At 62.5% G+C, this 17310-nt stretch carries 13 protein-coding genes; 8 read left to right on the top strand and 5 right to left on the bottom strand.

Features of this window, described 5'->3' with window-relative positions; all coding sequences use genetic code 11:
• Positions 1 to 204: 204 nt before the first annotated feature.
• Together JOE32_RS20650 and JOE32_RS20645 are read left to right on the top strand one after the other, a co-directional pair.
• Positions 205 to 879 (top strand): heavy metal response regulator transcription factor, encoded by a 675-nt coding sequence (locus JOE32_RS20650; protein ID WP_209988254.1) that lies wholly within the window; start codon positions 205 to 207, stop codon positions 877 to 879.
• Positions 876 to 2321, top strand: coding sequence for a heavy metal sensor histidine kinase (locus JOE32_RS20645; protein WP_209988251.1), 1446 nt, complete (start codon positions 876 to 878; stop codon positions 2319 to 2321). The genes JOE32_RS20650 and JOE32_RS20645 overlap by 4 nt, the downstream gene beginning before the upstream one ends.
• Here the strand turns inward: JOE32_RS20645 and JOE32_RS20640 are convergent.
• From JOE32_RS20640 to JOE32_RS20630, 3 genes are read right to left on the bottom strand one after another with little or no spacing between them, the layout of a single operon-like run.
• Positions 2227 to 5382 carry a CusA/CzcA family heavy metal efflux RND transporter gene (locus JOE32_RS20640; RefSeq protein ID WP_209988248.1) on the bottom strand — a complete coding sequence of 1052 codons (3156 nt, stop codon included), beginning with the start codon at positions 5380 to 5382 and terminating at the stop codon, positions 2227 to 2229. The two genes, JOE32_RS20645 and JOE32_RS20640, sit on opposite strands and share 95 nt — an antisense overlap.
• An 18-nt stretch (positions 5383 to 5400) precedes the next feature.
• Positions 5401 to 6513: an efflux RND transporter periplasmic adaptor subunit gene (locus tag JOE32_RS20635; RefSeq protein WP_209988245.1), complete on the bottom strand. Its 1113-nt coding sequence runs from the start codon at positions 6511 to 6513 to the stop codon at positions 5401 to 5403.
• Positions 6514 to 6530: 17 nt separating this feature from the next.
• Positions 6531 to 7751 (bottom strand): TolC family protein, encoded by a 1221-nt coding sequence (locus JOE32_RS20630; RefSeq protein WP_209988242.1) that lies wholly within the window; start codon positions 7749 to 7751, stop codon positions 6531 to 6533.
• A gap of 298 nt (positions 7752 to 8049) precedes the next feature.
• Between JOE32_RS20630 and JOE32_RS20625 the strand changes: the two genes are divergently transcribed.
• Complete coding sequence (locus JOE32_RS20625; RefSeq protein WP_209988239.1) at positions 8050 to 9420, top strand: gluconate:H+ symporter; 1371 nt, start codon at positions 8050 to 8052, stop codon at positions 9418 to 9420.
• Between the two features lie 3 nt (positions 9421 to 9423).
• On the opposite strand, the gene JOE32_RS20620 is transcribed toward JOE32_RS20625, so the two are convergent.
• A complete protein-coding gene (locus JOE32_RS20620) occupies positions 9424 to 10713 on the bottom strand; it encodes an MFS transporter (RefSeq protein WP_209988237.1) in 1290 nt (429 codons plus the stop codon).
• A gap of 185 nt (positions 10714 to 10898) precedes the next feature.
• On the opposite strand from JOE32_RS20620, the gene JOE32_RS20615 reads away from it, so the two are divergent.
• From JOE32_RS20615 to JOE32_RS20600, 4 genes are all read left to right on the top strand, one after another.
• A complete protein-coding gene (locus JOE32_RS20615; protein WP_209988222.1) occupies positions 10899 to 12317 on the top strand; it encodes a TIGR00366 family protein in 1419 nt (472 codons plus the stop codon).
• Positions 12318 to 12447: 130 nt separating this feature from the next.
• A complete protein-coding gene (acpA, locus tag JOE32_RS20610) occupies positions 12448 to 14148 on the top strand; it encodes an acid phosphatase (RefSeq protein ID WP_209988220.1) in 1701 nt (566 codons plus the stop codon).
• 121 nt (positions 14149 to 14269) lie between these two features.
• The gene (locus JOE32_RS20605) at positions 14270 to 15439 is read left to right on the top strand and encodes a hypothetical protein (protein ID WP_209988217.1); all 1170 of its coding nucleotides are present in this window, start codon (positions 14270 to 14272) and stop codon (positions 15437 to 15439) included.
• 148 nt (positions 15440 to 15587) lie between these two features.
• A complete protein-coding gene (locus tag JOE32_RS20600) occupies positions 15588 to 16118 on the top strand; it encodes an SET domain-containing protein-lysine N-methyltransferase (protein ID WP_209988214.1) in 531 nt (176 codons plus the stop codon).
• Here JOE32_RS20600 and can read toward each other — a convergent pair.
• A complete protein-coding gene (gene can, locus JOE32_RS20595; RefSeq protein WP_003232867.1) occupies positions 16115 to 16759 on the bottom strand; it encodes a carbonate dehydratase in 645 nt (214 codons plus the stop codon). The genes JOE32_RS20600 and can overlap by 4 nt on opposite strands.
• Before the next feature lie 139 nt (positions 16760 to 16898).
• Here can and JOE32_RS20590 point away from each other — a divergent pair, with 139 nt between their 5' ends.
• Positions 16899 to 17303 (top strand): serine kinase/phosphatase, encoded by a 405-nt coding sequence (locus JOE32_RS20590; protein ID WP_209988211.1) that lies wholly within the window; start codon positions 16899 to 16901, stop codon positions 17301 to 17303.
• The last annotated feature ends 7 nt before the right edge of the window (positions 17304 to 17310 follow it).

Genomic DNA, 17310 nt, shown 5'->3' with positions numbered 1-17310 from the left:
TTTTGTATAGCTCCTTTGGAACAGAGATGAATATTTACGCCCCCGCCGGGGCGTTTTTTTTGCGTTGAACTTCAGCGGCCAAATGTCACACCTGCCTTACATCGCTTGACCCTAAAGCCTCTTCACGTTTGAGACTTCCCCTACAGCTTACTCAGAGCCTTTTGTGAGGCCATATCATTTCCCTATTCTTGAAGGAAAATCCCTATGCGCATCCTGGTTGTTGAGGACGAGCAGAAAACCGCCGACTACCTGCAGCAAGGCCTGACCGAAAGCGGTTACGTCGTCGACTGCGCCGCCAGCGGCATCGATGGCTTGCACCTGGCGCGGCAACACAGCTACGAACTGGTGATCCTCGATGTCAATTTGCCCAACACCGATGGTTGGGGCGTGCTTGAGCAATTACGCCGCGACGGCAACCAGCGAGTGATGATGCTGACGGCACGCGGGCGTCTGGCAGACAAGATCAAGGGCCTGGACATGGGCGCCGACGACTACCTGGTCAAGCCCTTTGAATTTCCTGAATTACTGGCCCGTGTGCGCACCTTGTTGCGCCGCAGCGAACACATCCCGCTGCCGGAGGTGCTGCGCGTCTCGGACCTGGAGCTGGACCCGCGAAGGCATCGAGCGTACCGCGGCAACCGACGTATCGACCTGACCACCAAGGAGTTCGCCCTGCTGCATGTATTGATGCGCCAGACCGGCGAGGTGATGACCCGCACGCAGATCATTTCCCTGGTGTGGGACATGAATTTCGATTGCGACACTAACGTGGTGGAAGTGTCCATCAGCCGCCTGCGCGCCAAGGTCGATGACCAGAGCGAGGTCAGGCTGATTCATACCATTCGCGGCGTGGGCTATGTGCTGGAGGCACGCCAATGAAAACCAGCAGCTTGTCGACGCGTCTGGGGCTGATGGTCAGCCTGATGGGCGCGGGTCTGGTGCTGCTGCTGGCGACTCTGGCCTTTCTGGTGCTCGATCACGAACTGGAAAAAATGGCGCGCAAGAGTCTGGAAAACAAGATGGAACTGATTCAGCACAGCCTGACCATGAATCTCAACACGCGCGAGATTGCAACGCGCAACCATCCTCTGCCGGACCTGGTGATGGGCCACGATAATTTCTACCTGACCATCGTCGGGCCATTGCCGACCACCGACGTGTTGCTCAGTGTTGGCACCAGGGTTCAGGCACCCTTGATGACAGACTTTACTGCCAGTGAAACCCTCGGCTACCTGACATGGGCCGACGGGCGCGGCAACCAGCAGCTCGGTGCCTCACGCCTGATGCGCCTGCGCAGCGGCGAAAATGTGCGGGTGCTGCTGACGCGAGACCGTGCCGATGACCAAGCGCTGCTCAGTGCCTATCTGCGCTCCACCCTGTTCGTGCTGCCGTTGCTGCTGGTGCTGATCGGCCTGGGTGCGTGGTGGCTGGTACAGCGCGGGTTGGCACCCTTGAAGCAGTTCAGCCACGTCGCGGCCAAAGTCACCACCCAGGACCTCACGCATCGTCTGGCGGTGGACAACCTGCCAAAGGAGCTGGCGGAGTTGGCGCAGGCGTTCAACGTAATGCTCGACCGGCTGGACGCGGGGGTGCAGCAGCTGTCGCAGTTTTCCGACGACCTTGCCCACGAATTGCGCGCGCCGCTCACCAACCTGATGGGCAAGGCCCAGGTAACCCTCTCGCGCCCGCGAGTGCCAGAGGCCTACAAAGCGGCGCTGGAGTCCAGCGTGGAAGAGCTGGAGCGCCTGGCACGCATCGTCTACGACATGCTGTTTCTGGCGCAAGTCAGCCATCCGTCCGCCCGCGCGTCGTTCACCACGGTGTCGCTGGCGCAGGAAGCCGAGCGGGTAATGGAACTGTTCGCCTTCAGCGCCGAAGAAAAGCACCTGAGCCTCTCCCTGAGCGGAAATGCCCAGGTACAGGGTGACCGCCTGATGATTCAACGTGCGCTCTCGAACCTGCTGTCCAACGCAATTCGCCATAGCCCGGAGGGTGGGTACGTGCCTCTGAGCGTAGAAGCAGGCGCCGACAGCATCTGCGTATTGGTTAGCAACGCGGGGGCAGGCATCGAAGCCCATCACCTGCCGCATGTGTTCGAGCGTTTCTACCGCGCCGACAGCAGCCGCGCGCGCACCGAGGGCGGCACTGGCCTGGGCCTGGCCATCGTGCAGTCGATCATGACCCTGCACCAGGGGCAGGCCGACGTACACAGCCAGCCAAGTGGATTTACGCAGTTTCGACTGGTGTTTCCTCGTCCTTGCGGTGCGCCCACTGATACAGCGCCGGCAGCACCAATAATGTCAGCAACGTTGATGAAATGATCCCGCCGATCACCACCGTGGCCAACGGCCGCTGCACCTCGGCACCGGTGCCGGTGGCCAGGGCCATGGGGATGAACCCAAGAGACGCCACCAGCGCAGTCATCAATACCGGGCGCAGGCGCGTCAGCGCACCTTCGTTGATCGCCAGCGCCAGCGAATACCCTTCTTCGCGCAGATTGCGGATAAAGGCGATCATCACCAGGCCATTGAGCACCGCCACGCCAGACAACGCGATAAACCCCACGCCCGCCGAGATCGACAGCGGGATATCGCGCAGCCACAGGGCCATGATCCCGCCGGTCAGCGCAAACGGAATCCCGGTGAACACCAGCAAGCCGTCCTTGATGTTGTTGAACATCATGAACAACAGGCCGAACACCAGCAGCAATGCCACCGGCACCACGATGCGCAGCCGCTCGGAGGCCTCCTTCAGTTGCTCGAACTGGCCGCCCCAGGAGGTCCAGTAACCTGCGGGCACTTTCACCTCGCCGCTGATTGCGGCCTCGGCTTCTTCCACAAACGAACCGATATCGCGCCCGCGCACGTTGGCACTGACGATTACCAGGCGCTTGCCGTTCTCGCGACTCACCTGATTGGGGCCCAGTACCAGGTCGAGGCTGGCCACCTGTGACAACGCGATAAATCCCAGTTGCCCGGAAGGGCTGCCCGCCAACGCCGGCACCGGGATCAACAGGCGTGACAGCCCGTCGATATCGGTGCGCAGCGTGTCGGACAAGCGCACGACCATGTCAAATCGGCGGTCACCTTCGTACAGCGTACCGGCCTTGCGACCACCGACTGCGACGGCAATGGTGTCCTGCACATCACCGGTATTGAGGCCAAAACGCGCCGCCTTTTCGCGGTCGATATTGATCGTCAGCACCGGCAGGCCGGATGTCTGCTCTACCTTGACTTCCGAAGCGCCATCAATCCCGCGCAGGGTCCCGGCGATCGCGCCGGCGGTGCTGTTGAGCACCGCCATGTCATCGCCAAATACCTTCACCGCTACATCGCTGCGCACGCCTGAGATCAGCTCGTTGAAACGCAGCTGGATCGGTTGCGAGAGTTCATACGCGCTGCCCGGCACTATTTCACTGGCGCGCTGAATATCGGCGATCAGTGCCTCACGGGATTTGTTGGGGTCGGGCCATTGCTCCTTTGGCTTGAGCATCAGGTAACTGTCGGAAATATTCGGCGGCATCGGGTCGGACGCAATCTCAGCCGTGCCCGTACGCGCGAACACCCGCTCGATTTCCGGCACCTGTGCCAGCAAGGTCTTTTCCAGTTGCTGCTGCATCTGCACCGATTGCGTGAGGCTGGTGCCGGGCACGCGCAGGGCCTGCTGGGCGAAATCGCCTTCGCTGAGGCTGGGGATAAACTCGCTGCCCATGCGGCTGGCCACCAGACCGGTGCCGACAATGGTCAGCGCCGCCAGTGCGAAGACCAGCGGCCGACGCGCCATCACCCAGTCCAGCACCGGCGCGTACACCCGACGCGCGCTGCGCATCACCAGATTTTCCTCTTCCTTGACCTTACCGGTGACAAACAGCGCAATCGCCGCCGGCACGAAGGTCACCGACAGGATCATCGCGCCCAACAGGGCGATGACCACAGTGAACGCCATCGGGTGGAACATCTTCCCGGCCACGCCGGTGAGGGCAAAAATCGGCAGGTACACCACCATGATGATCAGTTGCCCGTAGATCAGCGCCCGCCGCGCTTCCTTCGCGGCGGCGAATACCTCGTGCAGGCGCTCGCTGCGGGTCAGCAGGCGGCCGTGTCGATGTTGCGCATGGGCCAGGCGGCGGATCGAGTTCTCGACGATCACCACTGCGCCGTCGACGATAATGCCGAAATCCAGCGCGCCAAGGCTCATGAGGTTGGCGCTGACTTTGTAGGTGAACATGCCGGTGAACGTGAACAGCATCGCCAGCGGAATGACCATCGCAGTGATCAGCGCCGCGCGGATATTGCCCAGAAACAGAAACAGCACCGCGACCACCAGCAGCGCCCCTTCGAAGAGGTTGCGCTTGACCGTGGCAATGGCTTTTTCGACAAGGTTGGTACGGTCGTAGACGGTAACCGCTACCACGCCTGCGGGCAGCGAACGGTTGATCTCCTCGAGTTTCTTCGCCACCGCCTGGGACACACTGCGACTGTTCTCGCCGATCAGCATGAACACCGTGCCCAGCACCGCTTCGCGGCCGTTCTCGGTGGCTGCGCCGGTGCGCAGTTCGCGGCCGATCTCGACCTGCGCCACATTGCGCACGCGAATCGGCGTGCCCTCCGTCGAGGTGATGACGATATTGGCAATATCCTCGATGGACGCCACCTGCCCCGGTGCGCGGATCAGCAACTGCTCGCCACTGCGTTCGATATAGCCGGCGCCGACGTTGGCATTGTTGCGCTCCAGCGCCGTGACCAGGTCGTTCAATGTCAGGTTGTAGGCCGCCAGGCGCTTGGGGTCCGGGGCGATCTGGTATTCCTTGGCGAACCCGCCAATCGTATTGATCTCCGCCACGCCCGGCACGTTGCGCAGTTGCGGCTTGATGATCCAGTCCTGGATCACGCGCAGGTCCGTCGGCGTGTAGGGCGTGCCGTCGTCCTTGCGGGCGCCCTCCTCGGCCTCCACGGTCCACAGGAAAATCTCCCCAAGCCCGGTGGAAATCGGCCCCATGGTGCTCTCGATGCCTTCGGGCAATTGATCGCGGGCCACTTGCAGACGCTCGTTGACCAATTGCCGGGCAAAGAACAGGTCGGTGCCGTCCTTGAAAATCACCGTCACCTGCGACAACCCCGAACGCGACAACGAACGCGTCTGCTGCAGGCCCGGCAACCCGGCCATGGCGGTTTCAATGGGAAAGGTGATGCGCTGCTCGGTTTCCAGCGGCGAGAAGCCCGCCGCCGCCGAGTTGATCTGCACCTGCACATTGGTGATGTCGGGCACGGCGTCGATGGGTAATTTCTGATAGCTGGCGATGCCGACACCGGCCATCAACAGTACCGCCAGCAGCACAATGATGCGCTGCTCGATGGCGAATTGAATAAGGCGCTCAAACATGAAAAATCACTCGCGGAATCAATGGCCGTGTTCGGCCGAACCTTTGCCCAGTTCGGACTTGAGGATAAAGCTGCCGACCGTGGCCACCTGCGCGCCTGCGTCGAGCCCCTGGCGCACTTCGACGTAGCCGTTCTCGCGCATGCCCAGCTCCACATGGCGGGTGATGAAGCCGCTCGGGGTACGCTCGAATACCGAAGGTTTGTCCTCGACCGTCTGGATCGCCTCCTGTGGCACGGTGACGCTGGCCTGCGTGGTGTCGGTGGCCAATTGCACGCTCACAAACAGGCCCGGGCGCCACGCGCCGTCAGGGTTGGGCACGCTGACACGCACAGTGGCGGTACGCGTCTGTTCGCCCAGCAGGTTGCCCACATAGGCCACGGTGCCTTGCACCCGAGTGTCCATTTCCGTGGAGCTGACGATCACCGGCTTGCCAGCGCGGACCTTGTTCAAGTCCTTGGGAAAGACCCCGAACGTGACCCACACCTGGGACAGGTCCGAGAGGGTGAAGGCGTTGCTGGTCTCACTGACCACTTCGCCGACACCCAGATGTTTTTCCACCACCACCCCGGCGAACGGGGCGCGCAGTTCATAACGATTGCCGCCGGCCGAGCCCGCGTTGCCGCTGAGGGCGGTCATCTTCTGGCGGGCGTTATTGCGCGCGATCTCGGCCTCCGCCAACGTCTGGCGTGCGAGCAGGTAGTCCTGCTCGGCAGAGATTTTGTCCTGCCACAACTGACGTTCGCGCTGGAAGGTTATGCGCGCCAGCTCGACCCGCCGCTCACTGGCGGCCAGCTCGCTGCGTTGATCGGAAATCTGCTGGCTGGCAATCACCGCCAGCAACTGCCCCTGCTTCACCGATTGGCCAAGGTTGACGCTCACCGACTCCACCACACCCGCCGCGCGCGGAATAATGTGCGAGGTACGGTCTTCGTCAAAACGCACTTCGCCCGGCAGTGTCAGCAGCGTACTGATCGGACGGGACTGGGCCCTGGCAAGCTGAATACCGGCGGCCTGGACCTGCTGTTCGGTGAGTTCAAGCGTGCCCTCCTCCTCGTCGCCATCGGCAAAGCCGGCTACCGGCCAGGCCAGTATCAGGGCGATGGCAAGCGCCACACCGTGTGGTTTGTTCATGGGTTGCTCCTGAAAAATCAAAACTGGACGAGATCGCCGTATATCCGTTCGAGGCGCACCCAGGCGTCGATCGCCTGGGCGGTGGCCGTCAGGTACTGGGTACGGGCGGCAATCAAGGTGCGCTGGGCGTCGAGCACGTCGAGGAAGTTGAACTTGCCCATCTCGAAGCCACGGGTCGCGCTGTCCACGGCGCTTTGCGCGGCGGGCAGGATTTGTTGGTTGAAGGTGTGCACTTCGGTATTGGCGGTTTGCCACAAGGCCAGGGCCTGAAGGGTTTCGGCGCGCAGCCGCAGTTCGACGGCGTTGCGCAGGTCGCGCGCCTGGTCGGCGCGGCGGTTGGCGGCGAGCACGTTGCCCTGGTTGCGGTTGAACACGGGGATCGGCATCGAGACGCCAACGAGATTTACGCGCTCGCGCGTGCTGGCGTCGTACTGGCTGCCAATGGACACATCCAGATCGGGAATACGCTGGGCTTTCTCCAGCGTCACGCTGGCTTCGCCCTCGCGGATACGCAGTTCGGCCAGTCGCAATTGCGCAGTTTGCTCGACCCGTGCCAGCAGTTGTGCGCGGGGCGGCAGCGACGGCACGGGCCGGTTTTGCGCGGCGACAGCGTCGAAGTCCGGGGCGGCGCTGCCGGTGCTGGCGGCGAGTTGGCGGTAGGCATCGTTGAGGCCGACCTGCGCACGATTCAGCTCCAGGCGAATCTCCGACAATTGCACCTGTGCTCGGGTGGCTTCCACCGGCGACGACTTGCCGGCGGTAACCCGGCCGTTTGCAATCACCAGCCCGCGCTCGGCAAGCGCCAGGGAGCGTTGCGCCAGATCCAGCCGTTCCTGGGCACGCAGGGCGCCGTAGTAGCGGTCGATCACATCGGCGCGCAGGCTGTTGCGCTGCTGCTCCAACGTCAGCGCCGCAGCGACCTGGGCCTGGGTCGCCAGGTCAATCCGCGCACCGCGCTTGCCGCCCAGTTCAAGGGTCTGGCTGAGCTTGACGGTGGTGGTACGGGCATTACGGCGCGTGTCTTCGACGTCCCAGGAGGCAACCGGATTGGGGATCAACCCGGCCTGCTGGCGACCGCCGCGGGCGATATCGATTTCCCATTGCGCAGCTGCCAGATCCGGATTGTTGGCAAAGGCGGTCTGCAGCGCTGCATCGAGGGTGAGGGTTTGCGCCTGGGCAACACTTGCGGTTATCCACAACGCCGCAGCCCCCAACAATGTTCCAACGGTTATGTACATAACGACAGTTCCACGCCCATGAAGTCGCTGAGGGTTCCCAGCGAGGGCAATGTAGCTATCGCGACTTATCAGGGGGGTGGAGGCAGGATTACAAACCTGACAGGCAAGCGGTCGGGCATACACGTAGTCATGTTCATCGTAATGGGCCACGTGCTTTCGACCTGCAAGGTGACGTGGAAAATATCAACTGTTCGCGCGGCCACACCCGGAAACCGATAGCGGCCGCCTTATAAGGTATGCTCGCCATCAGAAACATAAAGAAACATATCAGCCAAGCCGTTCGCCAAGGAGTCCCGTTTTGGAGTTATCGACTGCCGCGTGGATGTTCCACGACACACGCCTCATGCTCTGCGTCCTGCTCGCCATCGCCAGCATTATCGTGCTGATCAGCGCGACCAGGCTGCCGCCGTTCCTGTCGATTCTGATCGGCACCTTTATCGCCGGCGTCGGCGCCGGCCTGCCGCCGGAGGAGGTTGCCAAGGCCTTCAGCAAAGGCGCCGGGGCGATTCTTGGCGAGGCCGGGATCATCATTGCGCTGGGCGCGATGCTCGGCGCGTTGATGGCCGAATCCGGCGCGGCCGACCGTATCGCCACCACCCTGCTCGGGCTGGGCAAAGGAAAGTCACTGCCGTGGGTGATGGCGCTGGTGGCGATGGTGATCGGCTTGCCGCTGTTCTTCGAAGTGGGCCTGGTGATGATGGTGCCGATCATCTTGGTGATGGCCAAACGCTCGAACCAGCCGCTGCTGAAAATCGCCATTCCGGCCCTGGCCGGCATGACCACCCTGCACGCCCTGATGCCACCGCATCCGGGACCGCTGATCGCAGTGGGTGCGCTGCACGCCGACCTGGGCCTGACCATGTTGCTGGGTTTTTGCCTGGCCGTGCCTGCGGTGATACTTGCCGGTCCGATCTATGGCAACTGGCTGTCCAGGCGCCTGCACGTGGATGCACCGGCCGACATCGGCGCGTTGTTCAGCGCACCGCCCAAGGCACCGCGCCAACCCGGCTTTGCGGTGTCGTTGCTGATCATTCTGTTGCCGGTGATTCTGATGCTGGGCAGCACGCTGGCCAAAGTCGCACTGCCGACGGAAAGTAGCCTGGGCCTGACGTTGAAGTTCCTCGGCGAGCCGCTGATCGCCCTCGCCCTGGCGGTAATCGCCGCGGTGATCTGCCTGGGCTGGGCCGCCGGCATGCCTCGCGCCGACGTCGGCAACACCTTGCGCAAAGCCATCGCCCCCATCGCGGTGCTGTTGCTGACCATCGGCGCCGGTGGCGGCCTCAAGCAGACCCTGCTCGACGCGGGCGTGAGCCAGACCATCAGCAAGGTCGCCGAAGGCGCGCACATGCCCTATCTGCTGCTGGCGTGGCTGATCGCCGTAGCGCTGCGTCAGGCCACCGGTTCGGCGACGGTCGCGACCACTACCACGGCCGGCATCCTCGCGCCGATGATGGCGGGACTGGCGGCCACACAAAGCTCACTGGTAGCGCTGGCGATTGGCGCAGGCTCGGTGTTCTTCTGCCACGTCAACGACGCCGGCTTCTGGATGGTGCGCGAGTATTTCGGCTTGCAGTTAAAGCAGACGATCTGGGTGTGGTCGGTGCTGCAGACGATTGTTTCGGTGGTGGGGTTGGTCGGTACGTTGGTGCTTTGGCACTTTTTGACCTGAGCCTCAGCCCGCCAGCGTGTGGCGCTTGCCAAACAACGCCACACTCGCCACGCCCACAGCCCCCATCACCACGCCATACCCCACGCACACCCACGGGCTGGTCGGCATCAGCGCGATCAGCAACAGCGGCGTGGTACTCGCCCACAGTGCATAGGCGACGTTGTAGGTGAAGGAAATCCCCGACACCCGCACCGGCGCCGGAAACAGCCCGACCATCACCGAAGGCACCGCGCCCACCACGCCGCAGCACAGGCCCGCCAACGCATACGCCGCGCCGAGCCAGAGGCCGCCGTGGATCAGGCTGGTGTACAAAATCGCGATTCCCGCCGGCAGCAACAGGCTGTACACCAGCACCGCACGCCAGGCGCCGATGCGGTCGACCAGCAGGCCCGCCAATACGCAGCCGATGTTCAGAAACACGATGCCCAGCGCGCTGAGGGCGAACGTGTGGCCGGGGCTCATGCCGAAGGTTTTCTGCATCATCGTTGGCGTGATGACCACCAGCACCACCACCGCCGAGGTGAGCACGCAGGTGAGAATCATCGCCGGCAGCAACACGGCGCGGTGCTCGCGCAGCACGGTGCGCAGCGGCAGTTCGGCAGCGGCCTGGCGGCGCGCCTGCATGTCGAGGAACACCGGGGTTTCGTTGAGCCAGCGGCGCAGCCACACACCGATCACGCCGAAGACGCCGCCAAGCAAAAAGGGCAAACGCCAGGCGTAATCGAGGATTTCTGCCGGCGTGAAGACCTGCGCCAGCAGCGTCGCGGTGAGCGCGCCGAGCAGGTAGCCGAAGGTCAGGCCGGCCTGCAGGAAACCCAGGGCATAGCCGCGATGAGCAGGCGGCGCATGCTCGGCGACGAAGGTCCAGGCACTGGGCACTTCACCGCCCACGGCCGCGCCTTGCAGCACGCGCAGTGCCAGCAGAATCAGCGGTGCGAAATAGCCGATTTGCGCGTAGGTGGGCATGATCCCGATCAGCAGACAGGGTAAGGCCATCATCAGGATGCTCAGACTGAACACGCGCTTGCGCCCCAGATGATCGGCAAAGTGCGCCATCAGGATGCCGCCCAACGGGCGCGCGAGGTAGCCGGTGACGAAAATGCCGAAGCTCTGCAGCAGGCGCAGCCACTCAGGCATTTCCGGCGGGAAGAACAACTGGCTGAGGGTCAGCGCGAAAAACACGAAGATGATGAAGTCGTAGATTTCCAGGGCCCCGCCCAGAGCGGCCAGGCCCAGGGTTTTGTAATCGGAGCGGGAAAAACGCTGCGCCTGTGCAGGAAAGGTGGCAGTCATGTGCAAGCTCGGCAGACAGACAAAATGGCGTGCAGGTTAGGAGCTGAACCGGATCATGGCAATCACGACAGATACATTTGTTTTGCTCATTGATCGATGAAGATAACTGCATTCCCAAATCAATGGCCGTGGAGCAACATGCCGGAAAGCTGCCGCCGCCATAATAACTACAAGAGGAAGCCCCCATGGCCGATGCCATTGAAGAAAGCCGCTATGCCCGTTTTGCCCTGCGCTGTTCCAACTTCGCCGAACGCTGGTTTCCGGACTCGTGGGTGTTTGCCGCGCTTGCAGTGATTGTCGTCACCGTCGCGACCCTGGGCATGGGCGCCGCGCCGACCGACGCCGCGAAGGCCTTTGGCGATGGGTTCTGGAGCCTGATTCCGTTCACCATGCAGATGGCCTTCGTGGTGATCGGCGGTTATGTGGTCGCCAGTTCGCCGCCGGCGGTCAAGCTGATCGACCGCCTGGCGCGCATTCCCAAAAACGGCCGCTCGGCCGTAGCCTGGGTGGCCTTGATTTCCATGGTCGCGTCGTTGCTCAACTGGGGCCTGTCCCTGGTGTTCGGCGGTTTGCTGGTGCGGGCATTGGCCCGGCGCACGGATTTGCGCATGGACTACCGCGCGGCCGGTGCTGCGGCTTATCTGGGGCTTGGTGCGGTCTGGGCGCTGGGGCTGTCGTCGTCGGCCGCGCAGTTGCAGGCCAACCCGGGCAGTCTGCCGCCGTCGATTCTGGCGATCACCGGAATGATCCCATTCACCGAGACCATTTTTCTGTGGCAATCGGGCGTGCTGCTGCTGGCGCTGATCGTGGTGTCGCTGATCATCGCCTACGCCACCGCGCCCGGCCCGAACAGTGCTCGCGATGCCAAGGCCTGCGGCGTCGACCCGGCGTTCAACCTGCCCAAGGTCCAGGCGCCGACCCGCCCCGGCGAATGGCTGGAACACAGTCCGCTGCTGACCATCCTGCTGGCGCTGCTGGCGGCCGGTTGGCTGTTCCACGAGTTCTCGACCAAGCCTGCAATCAGCGCGATCTCGGGGCTCAATACCTATAACTTCCTGTTCATCATGGTCGGTGCGCTGTTGCACTGGCGCCCGCGCAGCTTCCTGGATGCAGTGGCCCGCGCCGTGCCGACCACCACCGGCGTGTTGATCCAGTTTCCGCTGTACGGCTCGATCGCCGCGCTGATGACGCTGGTCAAGGGTGGCGACGGTCAGACCCTGGCGCACCATATCTCGCTGTTCTTCACCTCCATCGCGTCCCACGACACCTACGCGCTGTTGATGGGCGTGTATTCGGCGGTGCTGGGTTTCTTTATCCCGTCGGGCGGCGGCAAGTGGATCATTGAAGCGCCTTACGTGATGCAAGTGGCCAATGACCTGCAATACCACCTGGGCTGGGCGGTGCAGATCTACAACGCGGCCGAAGCGCTGCCGAACCTGATCAACCCGTTCTACATGCTGCCGCTGCTGGGGGTGCTGGGCCTGAAGGCACGGGACTTGATCGGTTTTTCGTTTGTGCAGTTGCTGGTGCACACGCCGCTGGTGCTGTTTTTGCTGTGGGCGTTGGGGACGACATTGGCGTATGTGCCGCCGGTGATGCCATAGGAGCAGTTATAAGTTGCAAGTTTTTAGCTTCAAGCTTGGAGCCAGGAGCCAGCAGCTGCCTTAATGCCGTCACATTGCATTGCTACCGTCCTGCGAAATATCTTGCAACATATCGACAGGGACTCCCGCAATGAGTGACGAGCACGAAGACCGCCCTTCCCCCGATTCCGTTGCACAACCGCCGGTCGATACCAGCCGGCGACGTTTCCTGGGAGGCGCGGCGGTGCTGGGGGTGGGCGCCACCTTGAGTGCCTGCGGCAATACCAGCGAAGCGCCGGGCAAACCGGCGGATCGACCGCTCACGCCACAGGAATTGGACAAGGCATTGCGCGACCAGGTGAAGACCGTGGTGGTGATCTACGCCGAAAACCGCAGTTTCAATAACCTGTTTGCGGATTTCCCCGGCGTGGAGAAACCGCTGTCCGCACTGTCCGCTGCCCAGACCCGGCAGCGCGACCGCGACGGCAGTGTGTTGAACAGCCTGCCGCCGACCTGGGGCGGTGTGTTGCAGGTCGGCCCGCAAAGCGTGGACGGCGTGACCTATCCCAGCGAAGTGCAATTCCAGGAGAACCTGCCCAACGCACCCTTCGCCCTCAAGGGCCCGAATGGCGCGGACCTGCCTTTGAGCCTGGTCACCCGCGACCTGTGGCACGTGTTCTACCAAAACCAGATGCAGATCAACGGCGGCAAGAACGACGGTTTTGTCGCCTGGGCCGACTCAGGCGGCCTGGTGATGGGCCATTACGCCCAGAGCCGTTATGCCCTGCGTCTGTGGGACGTGGCCAAGGAGTTCGTGCTCTGCGATAACTTCTTCCAGGGCGCGTTCGGTGGCTCGTTCCTCAACCATCAATACCTGATCAGCGCCACCGCGCCGTTTTATCCGAACGCTGCCCAATCGGTGGCCAAGGCACAGATCGCCACGTTGCAGAGCGATGACCCTGCCGACCCGCGCCTCAAACCGCTGGATGCATCCCCGGCCAGCGCCATGACCGGCCCGCCGCAGTTCGGCCCCAGCGCCCTGACCCCGGACGGCTACGGCGTAAACACCCTGGCCCCGCCGTATTGGCCAACCTGGATCCGCGACCCGCAGAACCCGGACTACTCCAAGCCCGACCTGCCCAATGTGCTGGTGCCGCAAACCCACGAGCACATTGGCGACAAGCTGTCGAAGAAGAACGTCGACTGGGCCTGGTACGCCGGCGCGTGGCAGGCGACCCTGGATCAGTTCAAGGACTCGGGCGGTATCCCGAAAATCCCGAACTTCCAGTATCACCACCAGCCCTTCAACTACTTCAAGCAACAGGGGCCGGAAAATCGCGCCGAACGCGACAAGCGCCTGCGCGACGGCGGCCTGGGCGATGAGTCCAGCACCAATAAATTCTTTGCCGATGCCGAGGCGGGCAAGCTGCCTGCCGTGACCTTCTACAAGCCCCAAGGCAACCTCAACATGCACGCCGGTTATGCCGACGTGGCCTCGGGCGACCGTCATATCGCCCGTGCCTTGAAGGTGCTGCAGGAAAGCCCGCAATGGAAAAACATGGTGGTGGTGGTAACTGTCGATGAAAACGGCGGCTGGTGGGACCACGTGGCGCCGCCCAAGGGCGACCGCTGGGGCCCCGGCACGCGGGTGCCGGCGCTGGTGGTGTCGCCGTTTGCGCGCAAGGGCATGGTCGACCATACGGTGTACGACACGGCCTCGATCCTGCGGCTGATCACGCGGGTATTCCAACTGGAAACACTGGACGGCCTCAAGCAGCGCGATGACGCAATGAGTGCCCGGGGCCAGAAGCCGATGGGGGATCTGAGCAATGCATTGCGCTTCGACCTCTAAGGCGCTTATCCAATAGCGACACCGGCAGCGATTTAGCACGCGATTTTCCTGGCCAGCCGCTACTGTGTGCAGGTGGGCTTTTCACCCGCGCAGACGGGCTTTCGCTGACAAGGAATCGACTATGTTTAAACAGACCAGGCTGTCCTGCACCCTGATCGCACTGCTGGCCAGTGCGGTCGTACAGGCCGACATCAACGTACCGCTGGGGAACACCCAGCGCGTCACGCAATTATTCGCCTTCCCCAATAACTGCAACGTGATCTGCTTCAAGCCGTGGACGCTGGAACAGACTGCCGAGCACTACCTCAACCAGAGCCTGCAACGTGACGGCTACAGTCGCGCCAAGGTAAGTGTCAAAACCGACGGCGACCAACTGACCGCCACATTCAGCGGGGTACCGGATACCTACGGCCAGCCTCTCACCCAATTGCTCAACACCGCCGATCTGGCCTATCAGGGCGCCAGCAAGTTGAACAGCGACGGTAAATGGGCCTACAACTGGTACCTGTTCCTGCCGCTGGGCATGGCCCTGGAAAACCGCAAAAGCGTCGAGCTGTTGCACTTTCCGCCGGATTATTCGTTGACCCACTTCCAGGACTACCTGGAGTCGGCCACCACCGACCGCTGGGCCGCCCTGCTCACCGACAACGGCGTGCCGGCCAGCGAAACCCCGGCCTACCAGACCATCATCGATATCGCCCCGATTGCCGCACCGTCCAATGCGGGCAAGGACCTGGAAAACGTCTACGGCTATTTCACCGACTACCAGACACGCATGGTCAGTGAACTGAGCCTGCGGCCCGACGGTGCGCTGCCCATGGTGGCCTTCGGCGCGCCGGTGCGCAGCTGGATCAAGCAGCAATACGGGCAGACCGTTGACGTAATGGGCCTGGCGCAGATCAGCCCGGTGGCCGGCAAAAGCGTATCGGTACTGGGCGCCAACCACCCCAGTTACATCTGGTACGCGGCGGACCCGGCAAGCTATGGCGGTAACGAACAGAAAGCCGACGAGGCCGGCCTGAAGGTGATGGGGCAGGATTTGAGCGCGGCCTGCTGGCAAGCCGGCATGGGCCGCAAGCCGGCCAGTGACCCCAACGTGTTGCTCCAGGCGTGCAACACCACTTGGCAAGTGACGCGCAAGGAACAGACCTGCGAATTGTTCTACACCTCGGTACGCTCGCTGACCCCGGAACAGGCAAATGCCAAATGCGCCACTGCACCGATCAAGGCGCAGTTGAAACAGCTGAAGAACCCCGCGCCAGCGACTCTCCTGCCTGCGCCCAGCCTGTAGAGAGCACACAGGGCTGGCTGATATCTACTGTCAAATTTGACAGTAGATATCAGCCAGCCCATCGGCGAACCTTGAGCCGGGCCCATTCGCTGCAAGACTGGCAGTCAGACATCACCTGCAGGTCGATGCAGCCCATTCAAGGAACGTGATGAAAACTCGTGCCATGGATAAGGCGATTCGCGCGAATTCTGACGACGACTGTCTGTATCCCTTTACGACGACGTTGGCGGAGTATGGCTACCCCTCCAACCGGCAATTTGAAATGGTTTACGACAAAGCCGGCGAAATCATGGGTGTCAAATCCCGCGTCGCGTTCGACAGCCGCACCCTCATCGCTCGCGTATTCGGCTATGCCTTGGGCGAATGCCGCCAGCACACGTTTCAGATCTCGGGGCGTATCTGGCTATATGACCCGTGGTTGTGCGGTCAACTGCAGCATGCCTGCCACCCCAATACGTATTTCGACACGTCCTACCTGGAGCTTTGGTCAGTGATGCCCATCGCAGCCGGTACCTGGCTGACCATCGATCACGCCACCACCGGCGACACCCTGCCCCGACAGTTTGCCTGCACCTGCGGAGCACCGGACTGCCGGGGCTGGATCAAAGGCTCGCAGGAACAACTCAGCGCAGAAGGCCGGCTGTTCCTGGAGCAGCGCGAGCGCGCCGAGCGACCTTAGGCGTCACCCAGCGGGCGCAGGCGATATTGCGGCGGCAGTTGCTCGAAGCCGCTGATGGTGGTGTTCAGGCTTTTCCAGCGACCATCCTTGATGCCGTAGATGCAGCCGTGGATCGATAGGCTCTGCCCACGGTGCCAGGCGTTTTGCACAATGCTGGTGTGGCCGACGTTGGCCACCTGCTGAATCACGTTCAGCTCGCACAGGCGGTCGACCTGTTCTTCTTCGGTGGGCAGCTGCGCCAGCACTTCGCGGTTTTCGTAGTAGAGATCACGAATGGTGCGCAGCCAGCCATCGATCAGGCCGAACTGGCGGTCCTGCATCGACGCACGCACGCCGCCGCAGCCGTAGTGCCCGGTGACAAGGATGTGTTTGACCTTGAGCACATCGACCGCGTACTGGATCACCGACAGGCAATTGAGGTCGGTGTGCAGCACCACGTTGGCCACGTTGCGGTGCACGAACAGATCGCCTGGCAGCATGCCGACGATCTCGTTGGCCGGTACGCGCGCATCGGAACAGCCGATCCACAGGTATTCCGGGGTTTGCTGGCGGGCGAGCTTGGCGAAGAATTCGGGATCTTCCTGTTTGATCGCATCCGCCCAGCGTTCGTTGTTATCAAGCAGGTCTTGTAGTTCGTTCATCAGGGAAAGCCTCGGGAATGATGCGCAGCTGTGTGACTGACAACCCCTCGTTCGGGTCACGCCTGGCGCAAATTAGCTTGAATCTTTGGGGTGCAGAGCCTGTCCACACACTATAAGCCCCACAGTATGAGGATTGGCCATGACTGAATCACGACGTCCCTACGGCGCTACGCAGCCCGAACCGATTGACGATAACGAAGACCGCATGGGTTCGATGCGCGAGCTGGACTTTGACCAGGAAGACCAGACCGCGGAAATCGGCGATGAAATCCCGCGCGGCGAGCGCGAACACCTGATGCCCGATGAGCGGGTGCGCGCGGCTGGGATGACCGGGGCTTCGACGGATGACCATGAGTCGACTGACGATGATATGAGCCCGGAAACCCTGATCCATGAGGACGGGGCGCGGGATGCGCGAGAGGCCGGGGAGGACAACCCAGCCGACTTCGACCTCAGCATTGTGGATGAAGATGAGATCGGAGGCGGCAATGGCCTGGACGAAGCGGAGCTGGCGGATATCGATCCGGTCGACGGCAACCGCTGATACGACA

It is taken from the genome of Pseudomonas sp. PvP025, assembly GCF_017832155.1.
Lineage (GTDB): Bacteria > Pseudomonadota > Gammaproteobacteria > Pseudomonadales > Pseudomonadaceae > Aquipseudomonas.
The sequence above is the reverse complement of the archived record's forward strand: the minus strand, read 5'-3'. Positions and strand labels throughout refer to the sequence as shown.

Excerpts from the sequence above, each read along its gene's own strand:
- JOE32_RS20620 (WP_209988237.1), bottom strand. The coding sequence starts at position 10,713 with ATGACTGCCACCTTTCCTGCACAGGCGCAGCGTTTTTCCCGCTCCGAT.
- JOE32_RS20645 (WP_209988251.1), top strand. The coding sequence starts at position 876 with ATGAAAACCAGCAGCTTGTCGACGCGTCTGGGGCTGATGGTCAGCCTG.
- JOE32_RS20605 (WP_209988217.1), top strand. The coding sequence starts at position 14,270 with ATGTTTAAACAGACCAGGCTGTCCTGCACCCTGATCGCACTGCTGGCC.
- JOE32_RS20650 (WP_209988254.1), top strand. The coding sequence starts at position 205 with ATGCGCATCCTGGTTGTTGAGGACGAGCAGAAAACCGCCGACTACCTG.
- JOE32_RS20630 (WP_209988242.1), bottom strand. The coding sequence starts at position 7,751 with ATGTACATAACCGTTGGAACATTGTTGGGGGCTGCGGCGTTGTGGATA.
- JOE32_RS20640 (WP_209988248.1), bottom strand. The coding sequence starts at position 5,382 with ATGTTTGAGCGCCTTATTCAATTCGCCATCGAGCAGCGCATCATTGTG.
- JOE32_RS20615 (WP_209988222.1), top strand. The coding sequence starts at position 10,899 with ATGGCCGATGCCATTGAAGAAAGCCGCTATGCCCGTTTTGCCCTGCGC.
- acpA (WP_209988220.1), top strand. The coding sequence starts at position 12,448 with ATGAGTGACGAGCACGAAGACCGCCCTTCCCCCGATTCCGTTGCACAA.
- JOE32_RS20635 (WP_209988245.1), bottom strand. The coding sequence starts at position 6,513 with ATGAACAAACCACACGGTGTGGCGCTTGCCATCGCCCTGATACTGGCC.
- JOE32_RS20590 (WP_209988211.1), top strand. The coding sequence starts at position 16,899 with ATGACTGAATCACGACGTCCCTACGGCGCTACGCAGCCCGAACCGATT.
- can (WP_003232867.1), bottom strand. The coding sequence starts at position 16,759 with ATGAACGAACTACAAGACCTGCTTGATAACAACGAACGCTGGGCGGAT.
- JOE32_RS20600 (WP_209988214.1), top strand. The coding sequence starts at position 15,588 with ATGAAAACTCGTGCCATGGATAAGGCGATTCGCGCGAATTCTGACGAC.